The sequence below is a fragment of the Bacillus cereus group sp. BfR-BA-01355 genome (assembly GCF_022663675.1).
Taxonomy (GTDB): domain Bacteria; phylum Bacillota; class Bacilli; order Bacillales; family Bacillaceae_G; genus Bacillus_A; species Bacillus_A thuringiensis_S.
This window is the reverse complement of sequence record NZ_JAKUFY010000072.1, coordinates 1-22,018: the sequence shown is the minus strand read 5'-3', so window position 1 is coordinate 22,018 and position 22,018 is coordinate 1. Positions and strand designations below refer to the sequence as shown.

Sequence of the window (22,018 nt, the reverse complement as noted above, 5' to 3'; positions counted from 1 at the left end):
TATGAAGAAAGAAGAGAGAATGGCCAAGGAAATTTCGGAGCAACTTGGGGGAATAAAAAACATTCGTAGTATTGCTCATTGTATGACGAGACTACGTTTAACGCTTCATGATGAAAGTAAAGTAAACATGGACCTTTTGAAAAAAGTTGAAGGTGTTATGGGGGTTATAGAAGATGAGACGCTTCAAGTTGTCGTTGGCCCAGGAACAGTAAATAAAGTAGCAGCTAAAATGGAAGGTTTGACAGGACTACGAATTGGTGAGGTAGCAGATCATCACCTTGAAGATATTGGGCAAGAGATGAAGTCAGAGATTAAGAAGAAAAATAATACACCGGTGAAAAACTTTTTACGAAAAATAGGAAGTATTTTCATTCCGTTAATTCCAGGACTTGTTGCTTCAGGAATTATAAACGGGGTTGCTAACTTTGCGAAAAACGCTGGTGCTGATCCAAATGCAACGTGGTTACAAATGTTACTACTCATTGGCGGCGGTATCTTTACATTCTTAGGAATTTTAGTCGGCTGGAATACAGCGAAAGAGTTTGGCGGGACACCGGTTCTTGGGGCAATTGCTGGTATTTTAATTTTCAATCCGGCGATGGCAAACGTAAAATTGTTTGGTGAAGCATTAGTGCCCGGACGGGGCGGATTGTTTGCAGTTATTTTTGCAGCATGGCTTATGGTTGTAGTGGAAAGACAAGTTCGAAAAGCAGTGCCAAATGCAGTTGATATTATCGTGACACCACTCATTACTGTATTAGTTGTAAGTATCGTAACGATGTTAGCCATTCAGCCATTAGCAGGTTTCTTATCAGATGGTATTACGAGCGGAATTAATGCTATTTTAAATATTGGCGGAGCATTTGCTGGCGCAGTACTTGCGGGAACATTTTTACCTCTCGTTATGGTCGGATTGCATCACGGTTTAACACCAATTCATATGGAATTTATTAATCAAACACACGTAACACCTTTATTACCAGTGCTCGCAATGGCTGGTGCTGGCCAAGTGGGCGCAGCAATTGCGATTTATGTGAAAACAAAAAACAAACGACTTCGTAACGTAATTAAAGGTGGATTGCCAGTTGGCTTTTTAGGAATTGGTGAGCCGTTATTATACGGGGTGACATTACCACTTGGGAAACCGTTTATTACTGCTTGTTTAGGAGCAGCTGTCGGTGGTGCATTCCAAGCAGTTATGCAAACAGCTTCTCTTGGGATTGGCGTATCAGGGCTATCTTTAATTCCGTTAATTGCTGACAATAAATATTTACTCTATTTCTTAGGTTTAGTAATTGCATATGCTTTCGGATTTATCTTTACGTACTTCTTCGGATTTAAAGAAGAAATGGCAGAAAACATATAGAGAAAGGGATTCCTTTCTCTTTTTCTATTAATAGAAAGGGAGATTTATATGATCGGAGTTTCCATTTATCTTTCAAAAGAACGAGTAGAGAAACAAGAAGAGTGGCTAAAAGTAGCGAAGGAAAATGGGTTTACATCTATTTTTACATCACTGCACATTCCAGAAGATGATCCAAATACGTATAAAGAGTTAATTCAAATATTAGGGAAACAAGCTCTTGCACATGAAATGGAGTTAATGGTTGATGTTTCTCCAAAATCGTTACATCATTTAGGGCTAACATATGAAAATGTGGAAGAACTATTGGACTGGGGCATTACCGGTTTAAGAATGGATTACGGCATTGCGCCAAAAGAAATTGCAAGCGTATCTCATAAGATGAAAGTAGCTTTAAATGCGAGTACGATTACAAAGCCATTTTGGAAAGAGTTACTTACAGAACATATACGAGTAGAGAATGTAGAAGCGTTGCATAATTTTTACCCACGTCCAGAGACAGGACTAGCAAAGTCCTTCTTACAAAAACAAAATCAATATTTACAGGAGTGCGGAATAAAAACGATGGCATTTATTCCAGGAGACGCGGAAAAACGTGGTCCGTTATATGAAGGGTTACCAACGTTAGAAAAACATCGCAATATGCGCCCGCTTGAAGCGTACTTAGAACTTGTTCAAGATTGTGGTGTTGATAAAGTATTGATTGGAGATATAAGCGCAAGTTTGGAAAGTATGCAAGAAGTAGCTAGTGCGAGTAGGGGGATTATTCCATTGCGTTACAAATCATTTATAACTGATAAAGAAGTATTAAAAGTGGTGGAGCAAGTGCATACAAATAGACTAGATCCGGCTCGTGATGTTATTCGATCTGTAGAATCAAGGGAAGGAAATAGAGTGGTTTTACAGCCGATGCATACAATTGTAAGAAAGAAAGGCAGCATTACAATTGATAATGAATTGTACGGTAGATATGCAGGGGAGATGCAAGTTGCTACACATGATTTACCTGTAGATGAGAAAGTGAATGTTGTTGGAATGGTTGTGGAAGAGGACGTTTCTTTACTACCTTATATTGGCGCTGGAAAAATGTTTCAACTTTTTCTATGCGATAGAATAAAAGCTTGAATTAGCGCTATTTTGTAGGAAAACATTATCCGTAAAACGGATAATGTTTTTTGTTTTCTTTAAAAAAGTATTTGACGAATGAAATAAAATACCGTATTGTTTTGACTTGTAAATAAAAGTTCACCATAACAAAACAAAAAGGAGAGTTCAAAATGAATCAATATATTGGGAATTTAATTATTCGTATCGTGTTAGGAGTTACGTTCTTTGCACACGGTTTAGCAAAGTTTCAATCAGGTATCGATAATGTAGCAGGATGGTTTACAAGCATCGGTTTACCAGGTGGCCTTGCATACGGCGTAGCAACTGTAGAATTAGTTGGTGGTATATTATTAATTATCGGTTTAGGTGTACGATATGTAGGATTGTTATTCGCTCTTATTTTAGCTGGAGCTATCGTAAAGGTAAATGGAGCAGCAGGTTTATTAGGAGATGGAAAGAATCCAGGATATGAATTAGATCTTGCATTATTATCAATGGGTGCGTATTTATTCGTAGTAAAAGCAGAAGGATATGTAGATCGTTTCTTAAAAGAGAAAGTAATGAAAACGAAGTAAATTTTATTTATAAATTGTTGACTTGAAGAATTATTGTAACTATAATGATTACAACTAATGAATTACGAATGAAACAATTTAAATATTTTTTTACACAATGTGTAACTACATTGGTTACGTCTTGTGTAAAAATAAATAAACGGGAGGAAGTAATATGCCTAAATCAAATTTAGAAATTATTCAAAGCACGTATGAAGGATCAGCTTCTTCGAATGCAAAGCATTTAGCAGAAGCCCTCTCTGAAAAAGTGGAATGGACAGAGGCAGAAGGTTTCCCGTACGGCGGAACATATAAAGGCGTGGAAGCTATAATGAAAAATGTATTTAGCCGTTTAGGATCAGAATGGGATGATTATAAAGCAAGTGTAAATACATATCATGAAGTAAACGGAAAAGATGTAATTGTTGCTGAAGGTATGTATTCTGGAGTTTATAAAGAAACAGGAAAATCATTTGAAGCAGAATTTGTTCATGTATGGCAGCTTGAGAATGGAAAAATCGTGAAGTTTAAGCAGTATGTAGATAGTCATATTGTTAGGGAAGCGATGAAGAGCTAATGCTTTTTAAATGGATTGTAGGTATATGTATTACCATTATGGTAATCATCTCTTCTATAGTTGGCGGAAAGAAATTGCTTGCATATGTGGAAAAAGAAAATACAAATATTCAAACCGAGCGAGCGGCAAACGAAAAAGAGAAAAAAGCTGCAGAAGAAGCCCCGCAAATTAGTGAAGGTGAAATTATTTCTACTATGCATAAAATGGTGCATCAAAAGGTAAAATCCTCTGAAAAATGGGGATTTGTAGAGATGACAAAAAAGGAAATTTCTAATGTAAAAAGAGATATTGAAAATAGTACAGGTTTTCAATATAAAATGAAGTTATTTTCTATTATAAATAGATGGGAAAAAGGAGATTTTTCTCAAACTGTTGAGGAGCATAACTTTTTATGGAGCCTTCAAGGTGGAGATACTGGCAAGGCGACGGAACGTTTATCGCCAGAAGAGGAAAAGCAGTATATAAAAGAAATGAAGAGAAAATAAAAACATCGCCAACCCAGATGACGATGTTTTTTCATTAAGAATGTTTTCGCATTAAAGGTCTAACAGGCTGAACGGCAACAGTTTTAAAATGAGAAAATAAATAACATCCTGTTACAACGACAATTGTCCCTAAAATTTGTATCCACGTTAATTCTTCTCCGAGGAATATGAATGCTAAAATGGCTGTGAAAATTGGATTGAAGTTTAGAAAAATACCTGATGTAGTTGCGCCTAATTTTTGTACACCAATATTCCAAAATACCATACAAAGAACTGTCGAAATAAGCCCAGTATATAAAAGTGATGTGATGAAAGAAGTATTTATATTTGAAACAGTGAAGCTACCTATGTTAAACGGTAGTAATAAAATAACGCCGAAAATACCAGAGTACAACGTTGCCATAAGTGGTGTAGTTGTTTTTGTTGCCCATTTACTACAAACAGAATAGATTCCCCAAATACAAACTGCTGCAATCATCCATAAATCGCCACTATTAAAATGTAGTGAAAATAAAAGCGAGAAATCACCTTTTAATAGGACGAGGATAACCCCGAAGAATGAAAGAATCATGGATAGGATTTGGAGTGTATTTACTTTTTCTTTTAGAAATAATACTGAAAATAATGCAATTGAAATTGCATTCAAAGTAGAGATAAGACCTACATTCGTAGCGGATGTTTTTTCTAATGCTAAAAATTGAAAGATGTTAAAAAGAGCGACCCCTGAAATTCCCATCAATATTAACGGAAGTATTGCGGTACGTGGTGGAAGGATTTTCTTTTCTTTAAACCATACCATTGGTAATAAACAAACAATCGCAATCATCCATCTTAAATTTGTCAGTGTCATCGGCGATGCATGATCGACGAGTGATTTTCCAACGACGAAATTTCCTCCCCATAATAAGCTCGTTAGTAATAGTAAAAAGACGTAAAAATAAGGCATGATAAAATCCCCTTTTTTGTAATCAATACTTATTGTAAATAATTTTAGCATTTTTCTTTATTGTGTAATATATTCTTTTGTATAATGGTGAAAACTCGATAAAATCTTTATTTATGAATGGTATTTACGGAATGATATTCAGTTTTGTGTAAGGTATAAGGTGTTTTTTCGAATAATCATCGGTAAGAAAAAAGGGGGAATTGTAATGGAGTCGTCTGTTATTAAAGTGTTGGATGATTTGGATGTACAAATTTTAGATATATTGCAGAAGGAGTCACAAGTAAGTAATGCAGAGCTGGCACGTCGCGTTAATTTATCACCGGCTGCGATGCATGCAAGAATAAAAAGATTGGATGGGGAAGGTTTCATCGATAAGCAAGTCGCGATTTTAAATCAAGAAAAGCTTGGGTTTGATTTATTATGTTTTATTTTTATGAGTACGAATATTCATCAATTTGACAAGTTGGAAGTGTTGGAGAAAGAATTAGAATCGATGCCGGAAGTGTTAGAATGTCACTGTTTAACAGGAGAGTACGATTATTTATTAAAGGTTGCAAATCGTGATCGTAAAGAACTAGAGCAGTTTATTAGAAAGCTGAATAAGCTTGGTATTACAAGGATACAGACAAGTTTAGCACTTCGTGAAATTAAATATTCGACAGTATTGCCGATACGAAATGAGGAACCGAGCATCGATTAGATTGCTTGGTTTTTTGTTTGTATAAATTGATTGACGAGGAGAAAAGAGAGATGTATTATTATATAAAATTATGAATTAAAATTCATTTGAAGTTATAAATATTAATATCGAGGGCAAGGGGATGTAATATGAAAATCTGTAATGCGGTGACGAGTGATGTGAAAGAAATTTATAGTCTTATTGAGGTTTATGCAAAAGAGGGAGTTGTTTTACCGCGATCTCTTTTGTCTCTTTATCAATATTTGCAATGTTTATATGTTATGAAAGAGGACGAGAAAATTGTTGGAGTTGCTGGATTGCATGTATTGGGGGAAGATCTTGCAGAAATACGATCGTTAGTAGTTTCGCATACATATGCAGGAAAAGGGATAGGGCGTATGTTAGTGAACCATGTAATAAATGAAGCAGCGAAAATAAAAGTGAATAGAGTCATTTCTTTAACATATGAAACGGAATTTTTTCAAAAGTGCGGGTTTGATTTTGTGAATAGAGAGGCGTTACCAGAGAAAGTATGGATTGATTGTAGACATTGTCCAAAGGTTGATTATTGTGATGAAGTGGCGATGGTTCGGTATGTTGGGTGAAAGTTTCAGAGAGAGAAAAGTCCCACTATTATTTATGTAATAGTGGGCATCTATATTTTAGGGGAATTAAGAACTTGAATTCGTTTTTCGTACTGCAAAATTAAAAATGGGATTTTTAAGCTCATAGTTATAAGTAGAACCATCGACAAGCCCTACAACTTTATCATTATCATAAAGATCGAGCATAAATTGTGCCATTTGTTTTGCAGTGTGGAATTTTGGTACAACATTATCGTATTGGAATTCATCAATATCAAATGAACGTTTCGCAAATTCTGTTTCAGTTGCAGCAGGAGCTAAAACTTTTGCTTGCAGTTTTGCGCCTTGTTCTTTCAGTTCGTGAGACAGCCCTTCTGTAAAGGCACTTACATAAAATTTCGTAGCGCAATACGTAACAGCATCAGCAACAATCGTGTATCCGCCGCCAGATGAAACGTTAATAAGCTGTGTTCCATCAACCATTGAATAATCTCGAACGAAAAGAGAAGAGAGTATTGTTAGTGCTTCTATATTGACATGCAACATCGTCTCTATTTTATTTAAATTTTGTTCAGCAATTGAGGCGAAATTACCAAAACCTGCGTTGTTAATCCACGTTTCAATTTGAAAAGCTTGTAGGCTTTCATAAAGTTTATAAACATCTTCAGTCACAGATAAATCAGTTTTTCGAATGACAACATCCAACTCAGGATGCATTTCGTTAATTTTCAATTTTAATCCGTTTAATTCTTCTTGTCTTCGAGCTACAAGTACTAAATTTTTTCCGCGAGATGCAAATGCTAAAGCTGCTTCATAACCAATTCCGGAACTTGCGCCAGTAATAACCGTGTATTTCATATAAAATCCCCCTAAATTCAAATTCATTTATGGTTAGATTGTATTTGTTAGAGTATACTCTAAGTCAAATGTTTTTTATAAATTTGATTCGGTCATAAGATATATGAGGGTAAGCATATGGAGGGAGTTTGAGTATGTACACAATTAGCGAGGTAGCAAAATTATTAGGAGTGAGCACACATACACTACGCTATTATGAAAAGGAAAGTATATTAATTGCAAATCGTGATACAAATGGAAATCGACTTTACGAAGAGTCACATATAAAGTGGTTGCAGTTTGTAATGAAATTAAAACAAACGCAAATGCCAATAGCGAAAATAAGAGAATACGCTAGACTATATACAGAAGGGGAGCATACAACAGAAGCTCGTTTACAGCTTCTAGAAGATCATAGGAAATCTATTCAGATTCAAAGAGAAAACTTAGAAGTTACAGAGAAGATGCTCGAGAATAAAATTAGTGCATACAAAGGCTCATTGGAAAATAAATAGATGGTTGTTATGTGATGAAAAATGGATTTGATCTATGAGTATTTCATCATAGTGTACGGATAAATAAAAAAGAGCAGCTAGCAAAAGCTAACTGCTCCATTCAAGGGATCTCTCCAAGGGGGAGTGGAGAAAATATTATGTTACTAGCATTATTGACAGATTATTAGGAAATATACAAATCTGATGAAAGAAATTTTAAATAAACTTTCGGCATTGACAATTTTTAAAATGTTCATGTACAATACATATGAATGACATTCAGTCATTTTTATGTGACAGGATGCATTTAGCTTAGAAATGGAACAAATACAATGGTAAATGAGGATGATAGTTGTTTTTATATAGTATTGATGAAAGAGTATATTTTTTTAAAACAAAAATGACTGATAGTCAGTCATAAGAGGTGAGAGGTATGAAAAATAGAGCTTGGTTATATGTCATATTAACATGTATCTTTGAAATTTTTTGGGTGTTTGGTTTTAATACGGCTAATACTTGGTGGCATTGGATTATTATTTTAGGAGTTATCGCTGTTGATTTTCACTTCCTTTCTAAAGCGTGTGAACATCTTGCAACAGGAACTGTATATGCTATTTTCGCTGGAGCTGGTACGGTAGGTACTTTCTTAATGGATGTATTTCTTTTCGGTGGAAGTTTCAGCGCAGGCAAACTATTCTTCATTCTTATGGTAGTAGCCGGCGTTATCGGTTTAAAGTTAGCTGACAATAAAGAAGAAACTGTGGAAGGAGTTGCTTAAAAATGGGTTGGTTTTTCGTATTTTGTGCTGCAATTAGTGAAATAGTCGGTGTGATAGGACTTAAAATGTATAGTAAAGATAAGACATTAGCCAATGGTGCGATTTATATAGGTGGGTTTGCTACATCCTTCGCATTTTTGTATACTTCCTTCTTATTTTTACAAGTAAGTGTCGCATATGCGGTTTGGATTGGTATCGGAACAGCAGGTGCAGTTTTGTTAAACATGTTCTTGTTTGGTGAGTCGAAAAGTAAAGCGCGTATCATTAGTGTGTTTCTTATTGTATGTGGAGTGACAGGATTAAAGGCACTTTCTTAAAGATATACTGTATCTCCTAACAAGTCGTTAGGAGATTTTTATTATAAAAAGTGCACGATAATTGACAGTACAGCTAGTTATTTTATAAAATGAGTGACAGTCATTCAATACGCGTGTGAAAGGGTTTAGATGATGAATAAAAAAGAGAAAATTGTCTATGCAGCTATTGAAGTGTTTCAGGAAAAGGGCGTCGAAAAAACGAAGATTTCTGATATCGTGAAATTAGCTGGCATTGCGCAAGGAACTTTCTATTTATATTTTCCTTCTAAGCTATCTGTTATGCCTGCAATAGCAGAAGTGATGGTTGAAAAGATGATACTTGCAGTGAAAGAAAAAGTACAAAAAGATGTACCTTTTTCAAATAAAGTGGCACAAGTAATCGATGCGGTGTTTCACTTTATAGAGGAATATCGTGAAATACAAGCTTTAATGTATGCAGGTCTTGCATCTACGGAACATATAAAAGAATGGGAAGCTGTGTATGAGCCTCTTTATATGTGGCTAAGTGAATTTTTAAGTGGGGCGAAAGAAGCCGGTGAAATTCGTGATTCAGTTCACGCAGAGCGAACAGCGAAGTTATTTATTGCTCTTGTTGAATCAGCAGCGGAACAAGTTTATTTATATGATCATAAAGATGATGAGCAGGTCGAGCTACAAAAGGCAGAAGTACTAGATTTTTTAACACATGCACTACATATAAAGAAATAGTGAGATGAACCTGTCTGAAAAGGTAGGTTTATTTTTGAGGGGAAATGAATGATAGTCATTCACCTAATATTTATGTATGTGTGGAAGGATAGAGTGAAATTCTAATGAGTGGAGGCATCTCTACTCATGATTAGCCCACAAATAGCAGGATAAAGAAAAAGCTTCTTGGGCATTATTTTTTGAGAGGAGCTTACGGGAAGAGGTGTTAAAAAGTGAAGAAACCGATAAAAGAACAAAAGATGGTATTGGTCATTCTTTTGAGTAATATATTTATCGCTTTTTTAGGGATTGGATTAATCATTCCGGTTATGCCGTCCTTTATGAATGATATGGGTTTAACAGGGAAGACGATGGGATATCTCGTTGCAGTGTTTGCAATGGCCCAGCTCATTACTTCACCTATTACAGGCCGATGGGTTGACCTTTACGGTAGGAAGAAAATGATCATCATTGGATTATTTATTTTTGGTGTTTCAGAACTTCTTTTTGGATTAGGAAAAGATGTATGGACGCTTTATGTAGCAAGGGTATTAGGCGGAATTAGTGCTGCGTTTATTATGCCTGGTGTTACGGCATATGTTGCGGATATTACATCTATTCAGGAACGTCCAAAGGCGATGGGATACTTATCTGCGGCTATTAGTACTGGATTCATTATAGGGCCTGGAATCGGCGGATTTATTGCAGAATACGGTATACGTGTGCCGTTTTTCGTTGCAGCAGTAATTGCTTTTATAGCATGTGTGATTTCGATTTTTATTTTAAAAGAACCGTTAACGAAAGAAGAACTTGCAGAGATTTCTTCTAATACGAAAGAATCAAGTTTTATTGGTGATTTAAAGAAATCATTACATCCAATGTATGCAATTGCATTTATTATTGTATTTGTACTCGCATTCGGATTATCAGCGTATGAAACAGTGTTTAGCTTGTTCTCTGATCATAAATTTGGTTTCTCGCCGAAAGATATTGCAGCGATTATTACAATTAGTTCAATCTTTGGGGTAGTTGTACAGGTATTTATGTTTGGCAAATTGGTAGACATGTTCGGTGAGAAAGTATTAATCCAAATATGTTTAATTGTAGGGGCAGTATTAGCATTCGTCTCGACTGTAGTCTTTAATTATTGGATTGTACTTCTCGTTACTTGCTTCATTTTCTTAGCATTTGATTTACTTCGTCCAGCTTTAACGACGTTTTTATCAAAAGCAGCTGGAAAAGAGCAAGGATTCGTTGCTGGTATGAACTCGACTTATACGAGTTTAGGAAATATCGCAGGACCAGCGATGGGCGGAATATTATTTGATATGAATATTCATTATCCATATGCATTTTCAGGCGTTGTTTTAATAGTTGGTCTCGGCATTACATTTATGTGGAGAGAGAAACAGTTGGCTGAAAGTTTTGCGAAGTAATAAAACCCCTTACGACGGTAAGGGGTTTTTGTTTTATCCTGATTAAAGTTTCATTTTATAAACTTAACCCAAACCGTTTTAATTCAATAAAAATCCCCTCTAATTGCTTTCCTTTATCCGTTAATGTGTACTCTACACGAGGCGGAACTTCTGGATATACTTTTCTCGTTATAATGCCTTGGGATTCTAATTCTTTTAGTCGAAGCGATAATGTTTTTGGACTAATCCCATCCATTGATTTTTGTAAATCACTAAAGCGTAATGTTCCTTCGATAAGAAGATCACGAATGATTAAAAATGTCCATTTTGTACTAATTACATCAAGCGTTTTAGCGATAGGACAAGGTATGCCAGGTAAACCTTTCGTTAATTCAACTGGATCTATATTGTTCATGGAACTAGCCTCCATAAAATTTTTTTGGATGAATTTGCTTTATAGTATCACAAAACTATACTTTTGGTAACTATATGAAAAAAATATCACTACTTCCATAAAGGAAGTTAGTGTATATACAATAGTAATACGAAGCAAAAAGGATTTATATAAGGAGGTGGTGATTTCCATGGGGATAAAAAAGTTATTTGGATTTCTTAGTTTGTTTGTTATTTGTATTGTGCTTGTAGCATGTGGTGTGGAACAAAAAACTGAAGTTCAATTATTAAAAGAAATGCCAAAGCCAAAAGCAATGACAATTGATCCCTCACTAAGTAAAAAAGAAGCGACAGAAATGGTTCATGCGGCGCAGCGTTTTTATGCATTTTGGGATACAGGTAAGGAGGAACTTATTCCGCAGACTGTTACTAAAGATTTCTTCGATAATACATTGCCGAAAGGGCGACCACAAGGCATTGAAGGATTAAAGTTTGCAGCGCAAAATTTTCGTAAAGTTGTGCCTGATATACATTGCGAGATTGAAGACTTATTAGTTGTTGGTGATAAAGTAACAGCCCGTCTTTCTTTTACAGGAACACATAATGGTAAGAAAATTAATTTTTTTGCAATTGATATTTTACATGTGAAAGACGGAAAGATAACGGAAGATTGGCATTTAGAAGATAATCTTACACTACAGCAGCAACTCGGCTTAATAGCTGAAGAGTAGATCATATAGGGGAGAGGAAAGCGATGAAAAATATATTTATTATAAATGGACATGAAAAATACGGTACAAAGGAAGGACGATTAAATAAAACGTTAGTAGATTATATGGTTACTGTATTAGGCGAGAATCATCATGTGAAAACAACAACGATTCAAGATGGTTACAATATTAAAGAAGAACAAGATAAGTTTTTATGGGCTGATGTTGTGATTTATCAAACGCCGATTTACTGGTTTAGTGTACCGGGCTTATTTAAAACGTATATGGATGAAGTATATGAATACGGTTTGTTCTTTAAAGGTGCTGATGAATATGGAACAGGTGGTTTATTAAAAGAGAAAGAGTATATGTTCTCTACAACTTGGAATGCACCTGAAAAAGCATTTGGAGATAAGACGAAGTTCTTTGAAGGAGAAAGTTTAGAATCAGCGCTTAGTCATTTACACCGCGTGCAGAAGTTTCTCGGTATGAGTCCGTTAAAGAGTTTTGCTTGTTATGATGTGGTGAAGAATCCGGATATAGAGAAGTATTTATTGAACTTGAAAGATCACTTAGATGGAGTAATTAAATAATAGTTTATATTTGTATGTGAAGAAGGTACTACTAAGGATGTAGTACCTTCTCCTTTTATAAAAACTCACATTTTAATACGTGGATGGCTGTATCCATAACTTCGCAAAATTTGCCCAACCGAATGAATCAATTGTTACGTTTTTTAAAGAAGAAGGGTATGTTTTTCTTTTTAAAACGTGATAGTTAAATAAAATGATGTGTTCTGCTTGTAAAAACTCTTCAATCTCATACATGAGTTCATAACGCTTTTCTTTATTTTCTTCTAGTAAAAATGTATCTAGTAAACAGTTAATTTGTTTTTCGTAGTGCGGGTCCATGAACCGATTTACGAAGCAACTTTTATTTTTAAATACATTTAAGAATGCAATTTCATGATTGGCAGCAAAGACTTCTCCCATGAAAATAATATCAGCATGTTTATCAATAGAGCGATCCATATAATCTGAAACGGGAAATGGGTGAAGCTCTACTTGTATACCTAAACTTTCACATCGTTCTTTTAAGAAATATGCATCATTTGCACTATCTTTAAATGCGAAGAAGTAAATATGTATCGTTTCTCCATTATATGTACTCTTTTTCAAATACTCTTTTGCTTTTTCTAAAGAGTAGGATCTTCTTGTTGCAAGGCGGCTTCTATCAGGGAAAAAGCTTGATGCAGCAATTGTCCGTCTACCCTCTATGTTACGAAGTATCATTTCAACATCATATAGTTCTCTCCAAGCTTTTCGAAAGTAAATGTCGTGATGAGGACCAGGTTTTTTAAAGTTGAAGCTAGCATAAATACAACCTATTTCTTCTATTTGTATATCATGCCTTTCATTTTCCTCTTCGTTTGGTAGTTCATAATCAGCATCTATTTGCACATGGTCAGGAATACCCCAAAATTCAATACGGTCTAATAACGCGCGCTCTTTAAAATAATGGGTGAACGCTTCGAGTAGGATATTATCTTCAGAGTAATGAGCAAGTTTGAAAGGTCCAGTACCTATATAATGATGATTTTGAATACTCGTATCACGCGGTAAAATTGCGAGCTGCATTGAACTTACATAGTGTAAGAAAAATAAATTTGGTTTCGCTAAATGGAATCGAATTTGTAGTGGTGATGGCGTTTCAATTTGAACGATTTCTTCTGTTAACCATTCGAAAGGAGAGTGAACTTCTTTTAGTCTTTCAAATGAAAATTGCACATCTTTAGAAGTTAAAACTGTTTCGTTATGAAAATATACATCCTTTCGTAAATAAAAAGTCCACGTAAGCCCGTCTTCACTTAATTCCCACGTATGCGCAATGTGAGGCTCCATTTTTTCAGTAACATCGTTATAGACGACTAATGTATCAAAAATTTGACTGGTAAGATGGCTCTCTGTAGTTACAGCCACAAAAGCCGGATCTAATGGGAATATCTTTCTCGATGTAGGAATCTTTAATACGTCGTACATATCATTTGAAGGTTCGTATCCAAAATGATGATGTAGTTTATTTTCTATCTTTTTTTGAAGTGCGAGGGGGAGGGGTTCTTTTAAAAGAAGAAAGATATCTTTTAATTTTTCTTGCGCTAACAGTTCATCTGTATAGGACTCAATCGCTTCTACGAAATTATGTATAAATAGAATTTCCGTTTTATTTCCGCGGCCTCGCCCTGGAGTCCAGCTAATTAATTGCTCCTCGCTCATTTTCTTTAATAAAATCTTTACGTTTTTCGTACTGCAATATAAAACATCCGCTAATTCTTGTAAGCTATTTCGCATATGTTGTTGATCTTGTGCATGTAGTCTTAGTCTAATGTAATAGTCCATAATTTTCATATATACACTTCCTTCTATTATAAAAGGGGAAACTCTTTAGAATATTCTAACCTTTTTCTTCCTTTTTTTCAAAGTAAAATAAGTAAGCATAAGGAGGGGAAACAATGGGATTTTGGAGTATGCATCGAAATATAAAAATTAGAATTATAACATCGTTTTTAACACGTACTGTGTCCACGATGATTTTTCCATTTATGGCGATTTATTTTTCCATAAAGTTAGGTAGTGCGATTGCTGGTGCGTTACTACTTATTAATGTCATAGCTTCATTAGTAATTGGTTTATACGGTGGATATGTTGGAGACCGGCTTGGGCGTAAAAAGGTTATGATTATCGGTCAAAGTATACAAGTCATTTCCATTGCTTGTATGGGAGTTGCGAATTCGGATTACGTTGACTCACCGTGGTTAACATTTATCTTTATGCTAGTGAATAGTTTAGGATCGGGACTTATGAATCCTGCGACAGAAGCGATGTTAATTGATGTGAGTACACCTGAAAATCGAAAAGTGATGTACAGCATTAATTACTGGGCTATTAATTTATCGATTGCGATTGGAGCGATATTTGGAGGATTACTATTTGAAAACTATAGACTACAATTGTTTATCGTATTAACGCTTGTTGCCATTATGACTTTATATGTGATGGCTGTGTATATGGAAGAAGTGTATGTAGCACGAAAAACGATGGAGAAGAAAAATGTATTAAAAGATATGGCAGATAGTTATAAAGTCGTGATGAAAGATAAAGCATTTTTAATTTTTTGTGCAGCGAGTATATGTACATTATCGTTAGAGTTTCAAATTAATAATTATTTAGGGGTACGTTTGCAGAAGGAATTTGAAACGGTGCACTTTTTATTCGGGAATGGTTTTACGTTTGATTTAACAGGTATTCGCATGCTGAGCTGGATTTCTGCAGAGAATACAATTTTAGTTGTGTTATGTTCAGCACTTCTTATTAAAATGCTGAAAAGCTTCAACGATTTGAAAATCTTATATGTAGGCTTATTTATTTACACGATTGGATTTACAATACTCGGAACGAGCAATAGCTTATGGATTTTATTAATTGCAGGGCTTTTCCAAACAGTAGGCGAGATGATGTATGTGCCAGTGCGTCAATCTATTATGGCAGATATGGTGCCAAATGAGGCAAGAGGTTCTTATATGGCGATTAACGGAATGGTCTTTCAAGTGGCAAAAATGAACGGGGCATTAGGTGTTATGCTAGGTTCATTTATTGCATCTTGGGGTATGAGTGCTCTGTACTTTATCGTTGGTATGAGCAGTATTTTATTATTTATGAAGGCGATAGGGAAAGAGAAGTATGAGGGGGAGGTTTCTCAGATTGGATAAAACGATATGAAAAGCGATGCTAGAAATCGCTTTTCATATGGCTTTTAAAACGGATCAACTTCAGCTAAATCAGGATTGCTATTTGGGTTTGTTAATAAGACTTTCAGCTCACCTACTTCAGAGAGCGCAACGAGGATATAACCACTAATAAGGACGACGAGTCCGATGACCCTTAATGTTTGCAGTGTGATATCACGGCTATTGTTTTCGGAGTTGTCTTGGGGCGTTGAAGGTGGATTGTTATTCATAAATAGGGCTCCCATCTTTTGTATTTATATATGTGCGAAATCATTATTTAACTTATGGATAGGAATTATATAGTCATTTTCACTATATGAGAACTGCCTATGAAAAGTGATAAGGAATTTTTGGGCGAGAAAAGAGGGGAATCCAAAAGATTATTAAAACTGAACTTTTGGATTCCCCTCTTTTTATTTATCTTGCTATTTGTGGTGGTCGGATTTCCTGTAAACGACCAGTTGGTGAGGGCTAATGAATCAGTGGGGGGATGAATAAAACCCCACTGATTCATTATTTTCATGTAAATAAAAGGAGGTTAGTTAACCAAAGTAGTTATCCTAATATACGCAATGATTCTTTAATAAACGCCGGTATATCTTCTGGTTGTCTACTTGTGACTAGCTGGTTTTGGCATACGACAACCTCTGTGTCATGAAAGTTTCCGCCGGCGTTTTTTAAATCGACTTCAATAGATTTATATCCAGTGACATCACGTCCTTCAAGTGTTTGTGCAGTGATGAGTAGCTGAGGTCCGTGACAAATAGCGAAAACAGGTTTTTTTGCATCCATAAATGCTTTACTAAAGCGAACGAAACGCTCATCTGCACGAAGTATATCTGGAGAAAATCCACCGGGTATGAAGAGTGCATCAAAGTTTTCTGGAGAAACACCATCAATATTTTTATCAATTACGACTTCGCTTTTTTCTTGTTTACCGTGTACCGTTTTACCTTTTTCCATTTCAATAGTTGTTAATTCATATCCCTTCTGTTTAAAAGCTTCTACTGGCTCTGTGTATTCTGTGTCCTCGAAATAATCCGTTATTAAAATAGCAATTTTTTTACTCATTCTAATCCGCTCCTTACATTATATTATCGGTTCCAGAATCGTCCTTGGGCAATGCCTTCTATAAATGACTCAATTGAAGTGTTTGTTAAGTTGTAAACTCCTGCTCCATCCAGTTTAATCTTACTATGGTCCAAAGCATGAGGATTACTAAGAACATGAGCTATCGGTTTAAAATGTTTAAAAGTAGTTTCTGCAAATTCTAAAACAGGGGGGTGAATGACAGACTCACTACTAAACACTAATACTGCATCAAAAAGGGAGGAGTCTGTTGTTGTATAAGTATCAGTTACTTTAATGGAATCATTGAACTGATAAATTTTATTATCTATGATGCTATAGTTAATTCGGTGTTGTACAAAAGCTTGAATCCATTCGGACAGAAGTGAGACGCTTGGGTCACCATTTAATAGAATTGCAACATTTTTGGAATCAGATTTAAAAATAGTATTGGACATACTTAGTGCAGGTGATTTTGCATCTGAATTTACTTCGTGATTTTCCTTAGGTAAAGGAGCTCCAATAATGTTAGCGACTTCTTGTGCTAATTGACGATCGACGTGGTTTAAGAGAGCAATTACATTTGCCTTCACCATGTCTGATTTACACTTCCCAACTTCAAAGCAAAAAGCTTCTTTTATGTGCTGCTTTTCAATAGGGCTCATACTATTGTAGAAAAGTTTAGCCTGAGAATAAAAGTTAAGAAAGCTTTTACTGCGACCTCTAATTTTATGCCCATCAATCTTTTCTTGATAATGTTCATATCCTCCTTGTTCGGCTTGGACGGTTGCAGGTTGATTGTTATTTAATCCATTAGGATGATAGCTTGTTTGACCGCGATGAATCTGCATTTGATGCATACCATCACGTTGATTATTATGAAAAGGACATACGGGCTGATTGATAGGGATTTGATGGAAATTAGGGCCCCCTAAACGAGATAATTGTGTATCTGTATAGGAGAATAATCTTCCTTGCAGAAGAGGGTCATTTGAAAAATCAATACCTGGTACGACATGACCAGGGTGAAAAGCTACCTGCTCTGTTTCAGCAAAGAAGTTATCAACATTTTTGTTCAATGTCATTTTACCAACTAATTTTACGGGAACTTTTTCTTCTGGCCATAATTTCGTTGGATCTAAAATATCAAAATCAAATTTATGTTCATCTTCTTCTGGAATTAACTGTAATCCAAGTTCCCATTCAGGATAATCCCCTTTTTCAATTGCTTCGTATAAATCTTGACGATGAAAATCAGGATTTTTCCCAGCAATCTTTTGAGCTTCATCCCATACTAATGAATGAACCCCGAGGGTAGGTTTCCAGTGAAACTTTACGAAATGGGCTTTTCCTTCTGCGTTAATGAGTCGAAATGTGTGAACTCCAAAACCTTCCATCATTCGTAAACTACGCGGAATAGCTCGGTCGCTCATTTGCCACATGACCATATGAGTGGACTCAGGATTATGCGCAACAAAGTCCCAAAAGGTATCATGAGCGCTAGCTCCTTGAGGAATATCATTATGTGGTTCTGGTTTAACTGCATGGACAAAATCAGGAAATTTAATAGCATCTTGGATAAAGAATACTGGCATATTATTACCCACTAAATCATAGTTTCCTTCATCTGTATAAAATTTTGTGGCGAATCCGCGTACATCTCTTACTGTGTCGTTGGATCCTTTAGAACCTTGAACGGTTGAGAACCGTACAAATACAGGTGTTTTCTTTGAAGGATTAGTAAGAAAATCTGCTTTCGTATATGTTTCTAAAGATTCATAAAGCTGAAAATAACCATGAGCGCCAACCCCGCGTGCATGAACAATCCTTTCGGGAATTCGTTCGTGATCAAAATGGGTCATTTTCTCACGAAAGTGAAAATCCTCCATTAAGGTTGGGCCTCTTAAGCCCATCTTTAAAGAAAATTCATCTTCAGCTATTTTTACCCCTTGATTTGTTGTTAAAGCATGTTTGCATTGATTGTCAGTAACGTGATGCTTCAATTGTTCCGTTTTTTTATTCACAATATAGGCCCCTCCTTTACTCTGTTAATTAATAGATACCCTTTTTATTAGGTCGTAAACATGTATTATCGTTTTTGTATGTAAAAATCATAAAATATCGGTTGTTTCAGTGATTCTTGTTTGAGGAAGAAAAATAAAAAAGCCAAGGATAATTTATTTTCTCCTTGGCTTTTAAGATATTTCTTTTCGTTAAAACGAAGAAACGCGTTGCTTCGTTTTTGGTACAATAATCAATTTGATCCAGAGTAACCCGATAATCATAATGATAAGGCTATGTAAAATTTGTCCTGTAGCAATGAGTATAACAATTGAAAATACAATGAGTTGAATGCTTAGTAATATAAAGATTAAGCGAAGAAATTGATTCATTCGTTTCTCAGTATGGATTGGATATAATGCTACAATAATATTTCCCGAAAAATATTTCCACAGTGAACGAAGCTGCATAGAGATCATATATAGAACGATATAAGCGATAGCACCTTTTACGTATATGTTTGGTATAAAATATAAGGCGAAAGCACCGATCAATCCTAAGCGAATATATATACCGAAATAATCATTTCCACGTAAAAATGCTAGTGTATGTAAGTAGAAGAAAGTTGCTCGTTTTTTATGTAATAAAGGTTCAATCCAAGTTGTAAGCCATTTTCTTTTATTTACTTGCTTATTTAGTTGCGGAACATCGGTGAAGATGCTAGCAAATTGATAAAAACGAACGTTCATTTTTTCTTCTTGCTCGATTATGTAATCCCACGGTATTCGCTTTGTAGGCTGTTTTTTCGTATATAGAATTAGGAAAGCAAGTAGTAAGAGTAGTCCGCCCAATATGAGAACATTTGCGGAATAAAACAGCATGTAAATGATTAGGGCGTTACAAGTAATACGAATGATCAGCCATATATTTTTTTCGTGACTATCACGCCACATCCAATGTATGTACATGTTCCAAGCTTTCGTAATCATTAACGCGATAAAGATTGTACATAAAAAAGGTACAGTTAATTGCAATGATTGCATAGCAAGTGGTACGAGAATAAGGAACGTAAATAATAATGGAAAAAGCTGAATGATGTAATTGTATAGAAGAGATTTTTTGAAATAGGATGTTAATTTCTCTTCTAATGCAAGCAAATAGACAGCATCAGGTTTTTGAATAAATGTACGGATAGGGCATCTCGTTATAATGAATGTAAGTACAATCGTGATGAGTAGTAAAGATATTCCTTTAGAAGGAGATGTTTTTAGAAACTGAGCATAGTAGTATGCGCCAACGCATGAAATAAAGATAAAGCTATATAGTAAACCGTTAATCATACGTGCAAAGTATGTAATGATATTTTGAATATGTTGTTGGAAGCGACTGCTCCATAGCGATTCGATTGACATGTTTTTCACCTCTTTGTTCTATTATATATGTTTTACAAAAGAAAAAACGAGCAAATTGCGTTATGCAACTTGCCCGTTTTTCTTTTCGTTATTTTTTTTCTGATCACGATTCATTAATGGATAGAAAGCAAATCCAATTACGAATAAACCAATTCCGAGAAGGAACGTTTTTATATCGGATGCGCCGGTTTTAATAACCCATAGTGCGTAGCAAAGTGCGATCACTGCGACTATACCATCTGTAATTCTTGCCCGCATTTCATTTTTATATGTTTCACCAGTTGCGACTAGTTTTAACTGGAAGATTGGTGAAACGAGATATGGAATGAGGTAGGCCAGTGTTGATACGGTAATAACGAATGTATAAGCTTCCGCAATAGTTCCTGATAATGTTGAGAATAGGAATACTTGCGACATAATGTTTGTTAATCGTAATGAGTAAATTGGACTTCCTTTTTTATTTGTTTTCGTGAAGAAGGAAGGGAAGAAACCTTCTTTTGCTGCTTGATAAGGTACTTCTGAGCTTAATAAAATCCAGCCTAAGATAGAACCGAACAGGGAAGTAAGAGCAAGTAATGCCATAAGTTTCCCGCCGCCATGACCCATTGCAGCGTTTAGTGCATCTGCTAATGGACGTTCCGAAGCTTGTAATTTATCAACATGAAGTACACCCATTGTTAAAATTGTAATTCCTAAGTAAATCGCAACTGTAATAAGTAATCCCGCAACTGTTGCACGTTTTACCGTTTTTGGAGAAACAGCACGGTTTGATAAAAGAACGGCTGATTCAATTCCGATAAACGCCCAAAGCGTTGTAAGAGCAGCTAAATTTACTTGTGAAAGAAGACCATGTGATACACCTGATTTATCAATCATCGGCGTGTACCATTGTCCAAACTTAGAAGCTTCGAATGCAAATAACGTAACGACGATGAATAAAAGGAATCCAGTTACTTTCGTTGTTGTTGCTAAGAAGTTTAGCTTTCCAGCTCCGCTTACACCATTTGTTAATATAATATGAGTTCCCCAAAGTAAGATGGAACAAATCGTAAATGTAATTAGTTTTCCGACTTCTACGTTAAAAGAACCGATTGAAAATAGTGGTCGCGTATCTTTCATAATTGGGAAGAAGAGCGATAAATATCCCGCAAATGATGTAATGATGGCAACGTTACTTGCCCAGTTTGCAACCCAATATCCCCATACCATACTGAAGCCAGCCATTTTTTTCTTTTTTGGTGTTGAGAATAAAGCATATGCATGACTTTGTGGCCCTGTCGTTAAATCAGGACGACGAATTGCTAAATTACCGAAAACAAGAGCTAGCATTAAAACACCAAATCCTGTAGTTAACCAAGCTAAAGTGACACCGAGTGGGCTTGCTGTTTGTGCCAACGTACTTGGCACCATGAAAATACCAGCGCCAACCATGTTACCGACAACGAAAGCTGTTAGTACCCAAAAGCCCCATTTTTTTTGTTGCATAGAAAATACCTCCAAAGTTAGTATAACCAAGTCAAGCGAGGAGATATGTATGTCTTCTTAGTAGAGAAGAGAAGTCCCAAACAAAACAAAAAAAGCACGTAATCTGCCGCTACATGCTTTCTATCTTATAAGAAACCCACGACATATCTCTCGATAGCTCTCCACAAACGAAACGTTTGTGACAGTTCTGCACTTATTAAATGCAGACCCAGCAAGTGTGCATGGTGGACACGACTTACTTCGGCAACCATTCCTTTCTCATTTCTTCATCAATGCCACTACATCTCCTGAAATGATACTCTTAATGATTGCAACCTCTACCTCACCGAGATACGAATGAGG

General features: G+C 35.6%; 25 protein-coding genes and 1 riboswitch. Of the genes, 16 read left to right on the top strand and 9 right to left on the bottom strand.

The window, feature by feature from the left end:
* Position 1 precedes the first annotated feature (1 nt).
* From MR167_RS21135 to MR167_RS21115, 5 genes are all read left to right on the top strand, one after another.
* The gene (locus tag MR167_RS21135; RefSeq protein ID WP_000711299.1) at positions 2-1,366 is read left to right on the top strand and encodes a PTS transporter subunit EIIC; all 1,365 of its coding nucleotides are present in this window, start codon (positions 2-4) and stop codon (positions 1,364-1,366) included.
* A gap of 48 nt (positions 1,367-1,414) precedes the next feature.
* Positions 1,415-2,488 (top strand): DUF871 domain-containing protein, encoded by a 1,074-nt coding sequence (locus MR167_RS21130; RefSeq protein ID WP_242315397.1) that lies wholly within the window; start codon positions 1,415-1,417, stop codon positions 2,486-2,488.
* Positions 2,489-2,640: 152 nt separating this feature from the next.
* Entirely contained in the window at positions 2,641-3,045 is a 405-nt protein-coding gene (locus MR167_RS21125; protein WP_001077751.1) for a DoxX family protein, read from the top strand.
* Between the two features lie 154 nt (positions 3,046-3,199).
* On the top strand, positions 3,200-3,601 hold the full coding sequence (locus MR167_RS21120) for a nuclear transport factor 2 family protein (protein WP_001126704.1): 402 nt from the start codon (positions 3,200-3,202) through the stop codon (positions 3,599-3,601).
* Positions 3,601-4,086: a PRK06770 family protein gene (locus MR167_RS21115; RefSeq protein WP_000897995.1), complete on the top strand. Its 486-nt coding sequence runs from the start codon at positions 3,601-3,603 to the stop codon at positions 4,084-4,086. The genes MR167_RS21120 and MR167_RS21115 overlap by 1 nt, the downstream gene beginning before the upstream one ends.
* A 34-nt stretch (positions 4,087-4,120) precedes the next feature.
* On the opposite strand, the gene MR167_RS21110 is transcribed toward MR167_RS21115, so the two are convergent.
* Positions 4,121-5,032: a DMT family transporter gene (locus tag MR167_RS21110; protein ID WP_001146242.1), complete on the bottom strand. Its 912-nt coding sequence runs from the start codon at positions 5,030-5,032 to the stop codon at positions 4,121-4,123.
* 205 nt (positions 5,033-5,237) lie between these two features.
* Here MR167_RS21110 and MR167_RS21105 point away from each other — a divergent pair, with 205 nt between their 5' ends.
* On the top strand, positions 5,238-5,732 hold the full coding sequence (locus MR167_RS21105; protein WP_000446097.1) for an Lrp/AsnC family transcriptional regulator: 495 nt from the start codon (positions 5,238-5,240) through the stop codon (positions 5,730-5,732).
* A 128-nt stretch (positions 5,733-5,860) separates the two neighbouring features.
* Entirely contained in the window at positions 5,861-6,316 is a 456-nt protein-coding gene (locus tag MR167_RS21100) for an N-acetyltransferase (protein ID WP_000686659.1), read from the top strand.
* A 66-nt stretch (positions 6,317-6,382) separates the two neighbouring features.
* Here the strand turns inward: MR167_RS21100 and MR167_RS21095 are convergent, their stop codons facing one another.
* A complete protein-coding gene (locus MR167_RS21095) occupies positions 6,383-7,153 on the bottom strand; it encodes an SDR family NAD(P)-dependent oxidoreductase (protein ID WP_000878080.1) in 771 nt (256 codons plus the stop codon).
* Positions 7,154-7,287: 134 nt separating this feature from the next.
* Between MR167_RS21095 and MR167_RS21090 the strand changes: the two genes are divergently transcribed.
* From MR167_RS21090 to MR167_RS21070, 5 genes are all read left to right on the top strand, one after another.
* Positions 7,288-7,647 (top strand): MerR family transcriptional regulator, encoded by a 360-nt coding sequence (locus MR167_RS21090; RefSeq protein ID WP_000288075.1) that lies wholly within the window; start codon positions 7,288-7,290, stop codon positions 7,645-7,647.
* 412 nt (positions 7,648-8,059) lie between these two features.
* Complete coding sequence (locus MR167_RS21085; RefSeq protein ID WP_000796019.1) at positions 8,060-8,404, top strand: DMT family transporter; 345 nt, start codon at positions 8,060-8,062, stop codon at positions 8,402-8,404.
* Positions 8,405-8,406: 2 nt separating this feature from the next.
* Complete coding sequence (locus MR167_RS21080) at positions 8,407-8,721, top strand: DMT family transporter (protein ID WP_000539671.1); 315 nt, start codon at positions 8,407-8,409, stop codon at positions 8,719-8,721.
* Positions 8,722-8,850: 129 nt separating this feature from the next.
* Positions 8,851-9,429, top strand: a complete 579-nt coding sequence (locus MR167_RS21075) for a TetR/AcrR family transcriptional regulator (RefSeq protein ID WP_002162922.1) — start codon at positions 8,851-8,853, stop codon at positions 9,427-9,429.
* Between the two features lie 212 nt (positions 9,430-9,641).
* Complete coding sequence (locus MR167_RS21070) at positions 9,642-10,844, top strand: MFS transporter (RefSeq protein WP_242315396.1); 1,203 nt, start codon at positions 9,642-9,644, stop codon at positions 10,842-10,844.
* A gap of 55 nt (positions 10,845-10,899) precedes the next feature.
* Here MR167_RS21070 and MR167_RS21065 read toward each other — a convergent pair whose 3' ends face one another.
* On the bottom strand, positions 10,900-11,238 hold the full coding sequence (locus MR167_RS21065) for a winged helix-turn-helix transcriptional regulator (protein ID WP_001059470.1): 339 nt from the start codon (positions 11,236-11,238) through the stop codon (positions 10,900-10,902).
* A gap of 169 nt (positions 11,239-11,407) precedes the next feature.
* Between MR167_RS21065 and MR167_RS21060 the strand changes: the two genes are divergently transcribed.
* A complete protein-coding gene (locus MR167_RS21060) occupies positions 11,408-11,947 on the top strand; it encodes an ester cyclase (protein ID WP_000511560.1) in 540 nt (179 codons plus the stop codon).
* 23 nt (positions 11,948-11,970) lie between these two features.
* Positions 11,971-12,519 carry an NAD(P)H-dependent oxidoreductase gene (locus MR167_RS21055; protein WP_086424003.1) on the top strand — a complete coding sequence of 183 codons (549 nt, stop codon included), beginning with the start codon at positions 11,971-11,973 and terminating at the stop codon, positions 12,517-12,519.
* Positions 12,520-12,591: 72 nt separating this feature from the next.
* Here MR167_RS21055 and MR167_RS21050 read toward each other — a convergent pair whose 3' ends face one another.
* Complete coding sequence (locus MR167_RS21050; RefSeq protein ID WP_242315394.1) at positions 12,592-14,331, bottom strand: SgrR family transcriptional regulator; 1,740 nt, start codon at positions 14,329-14,331, stop codon at positions 12,592-12,594.
* 104 nt (positions 14,332-14,435) lie between these two features.
* On the opposite strand from MR167_RS21050, the gene MR167_RS21045 reads away from it, so the two are divergent.
* On the top strand, positions 14,436-15,692 hold the full coding sequence (locus MR167_RS21045; RefSeq protein WP_097891455.1) for an MDR family MFS transporter: 1,257 nt from the start codon (positions 14,436-14,438) through the stop codon (positions 15,690-15,692).
* A 44-nt stretch (positions 15,693-15,736) separates the two neighbouring features.
* On the opposite strand, the gene MR167_RS21040 is transcribed toward MR167_RS21045, so the two are convergent.
* Positions 15,737-15,940: a hypothetical protein gene (locus MR167_RS21040; RefSeq protein ID WP_001063872.1), complete on the bottom strand. Its 204-nt coding sequence runs from the start codon at positions 15,938-15,940 to the stop codon at positions 15,737-15,739.
* Positions 15,941-16,039: 99 nt separating this feature from the next.
* Between MR167_RS21040 and MR167_RS21035 the strand changes: the two genes are divergently transcribed.
* Entirely contained in the window at positions 16,040-16,204 is a 165-nt protein-coding gene (locus MR167_RS21035) for a hypothetical protein (RefSeq protein ID WP_163115714.1), read from the top strand.
* 61 nt (positions 16,205-16,265) lie between these two features.
* On the opposite strand, the gene MR167_RS21030 is transcribed toward MR167_RS21035, so the two are convergent.
* The 4 genes from MR167_RS21030 to MR167_RS21015 form a co-directional block, all read right to left on the bottom strand.
* Entirely contained in the window at positions 16,266-16,781 is a 516-nt protein-coding gene (locus tag MR167_RS21030; protein WP_000037536.1) for a type 1 glutamine amidotransferase domain-containing protein, read from the bottom strand.
* A gap of 23 nt (positions 16,782-16,804) precedes the next feature.
* Entirely contained in the window at positions 16,805-18,802 is a 1,998-nt protein-coding gene (locus MR167_RS21025) for a catalase (protein ID WP_001036539.1), read from the bottom strand.
* 189 nt (positions 18,803-18,991) lie between these two features.
* Positions 18,992-20,191 carry an ABC transporter permease gene (locus MR167_RS21020; RefSeq protein WP_086397346.1) on the bottom strand — a complete coding sequence of 400 codons (1,200 nt, stop codon included), beginning with the start codon at positions 20,189-20,191 and terminating at the stop codon, positions 18,992-18,994.
* 60 nt (positions 20,192-20,251) lie between these two features.
* Positions 20,252-21,676, bottom strand: a complete 1,425-nt coding sequence (locus MR167_RS21015; protein ID WP_098424751.1) for an amino acid permease — start codon at positions 21,674-21,676, stop codon at positions 20,252-20,254.
* A gap of 146 nt (positions 21,677-21,822) precedes the next feature.
* Positions 21,823-22,004, bottom strand: a riboswitch (Lysine riboswitch).
* Between the last annotated feature and the right edge of the window lie 14 nt (positions 22,005-22,018).

Excerpts from the sequence above, each read along its gene's own strand:
- MR167_RS21085 (WP_000796019.1), top strand. The coding sequence starts at position 8,060 with ATGAAAAATAGAGCTTGGTTATATGTCATATTAACATGTATCTTTGAA.
- MR167_RS21055 (WP_086424003.1), top strand. The coding sequence starts at position 11,971 with ATGAAAAATATATTTATTATAAATGGACATGAAAAATACGGTACAAAG.
- MR167_RS21015 (WP_098424751.1), bottom strand. The coding sequence starts at position 21,676 with ATGCAACAAAAAAAATGGGGCTTTTGGGTACTAACAGCTTTCGTTGTC.
- MR167_RS21115 (WP_000897995.1), top strand. The coding sequence starts at position 3,601 with ATGCTTTTTAAATGGATTGTAGGTATATGTATTACCATTATGGTAATC.
- MR167_RS21060 (WP_000511560.1), top strand. The coding sequence starts at position 11,408 with ATGGGGATAAAAAAGTTATTTGGATTTCTTAGTTTGTTTGTTATTTGT.
- MR167_RS21065 (WP_001059470.1), bottom strand. The coding sequence starts at position 11,238 with ATGAACAATATAGATCCAGTTGAATTAACGAAAGGTTTACCTGGCATA.
- MR167_RS21105 (WP_000446097.1), top strand. The coding sequence starts at position 5,238 with ATGGAGTCGTCTGTTATTAAAGTGTTGGATGATTTGGATGTACAAATT.
- MR167_RS21130 (WP_242315397.1), top strand. The coding sequence starts at position 1,415 with ATGATCGGAGTTTCCATTTATCTTTCAAAAGAACGAGTAGAGAAACAA.
- MR167_RS21020 (WP_086397346.1), bottom strand. The coding sequence starts at position 20,191 with ATGTCAATCGAATCGCTATGGAGCAGTCGCTTCCAACAACATATTCAA.
- MR167_RS21050 (WP_242315394.1), bottom strand. The coding sequence starts at position 14,331 with ATGAAAATTATGGACTATTACATTAGACTAAGACTACATGCACAAGAT.
- MR167_RS21110 (WP_001146242.1), bottom strand. The coding sequence starts at position 5,032 with ATGCCTTATTTTTACGTCTTTTTACTATTACTAACGAGCTTATTATGG.
- MR167_RS21090 (WP_000288075.1), top strand. The coding sequence starts at position 7,288 with ATGTACACAATTAGCGAGGTAGCAAAATTATTAGGAGTGAGCACACAT.
- MR167_RS21120 (WP_001126704.1), top strand. The coding sequence starts at position 3,200 with ATGCCTAAATCAAATTTAGAAATTATTCAAAGCACGTATGAAGGATCA.
- MR167_RS21035 (WP_163115714.1), top strand. The coding sequence starts at position 16,040 with ATGAAAAGTGATAAGGAATTTTTGGGCGAGAAAAGAGGGGAATCCAAA.
- MR167_RS21125 (WP_001077751.1), top strand. The coding sequence starts at position 2,641 with ATGAATCAATATATTGGGAATTTAATTATTCGTATCGTGTTAGGAGTT.
- MR167_RS21040 (WP_001063872.1), bottom strand. The coding sequence starts at position 15,940 with ATGAATAACAATCCACCTTCAACGCCCCAAGACAACTCCGAAAACAAT.
- MR167_RS21045 (WP_097891455.1), top strand. The coding sequence starts at position 14,436 with ATGGGATTTTGGAGTATGCATCGAAATATAAAAATTAGAATTATAACA.
- MR167_RS21075 (WP_002162922.1), top strand. The coding sequence starts at position 8,851 with ATGATGAATAAAAAAGAGAAAATTGTCTATGCAGCTATTGAAGTGTTT.
- MR167_RS21095 (WP_000878080.1), bottom strand. The coding sequence starts at position 7,153 with ATGAAATACACGGTTATTACTGGCGCAAGTTCCGGAATTGGTTATGAA.
- MR167_RS21100 (WP_000686659.1), top strand. The coding sequence starts at position 5,861 with ATGAAAATCTGTAATGCGGTGACGAGTGATGTGAAAGAAATTTATAGT.
- MR167_RS21080 (WP_000539671.1), top strand. The coding sequence starts at position 8,407 with ATGGGTTGGTTTTTCGTATTTTGTGCTGCAATTAGTGAAATAGTCGGT.
- MR167_RS21030 (WP_000037536.1), bottom strand. The coding sequence starts at position 16,781 with ATGAGTAAAAAAATTGCTATTTTAATAACGGATTATTTCGAGGACACA.
- MR167_RS21135 (WP_000711299.1), top strand. The coding sequence starts at position 2 with ATGAAGAAAGAAGAGAGAATGGCCAAGGAAATTTCGGAGCAACTTGGG.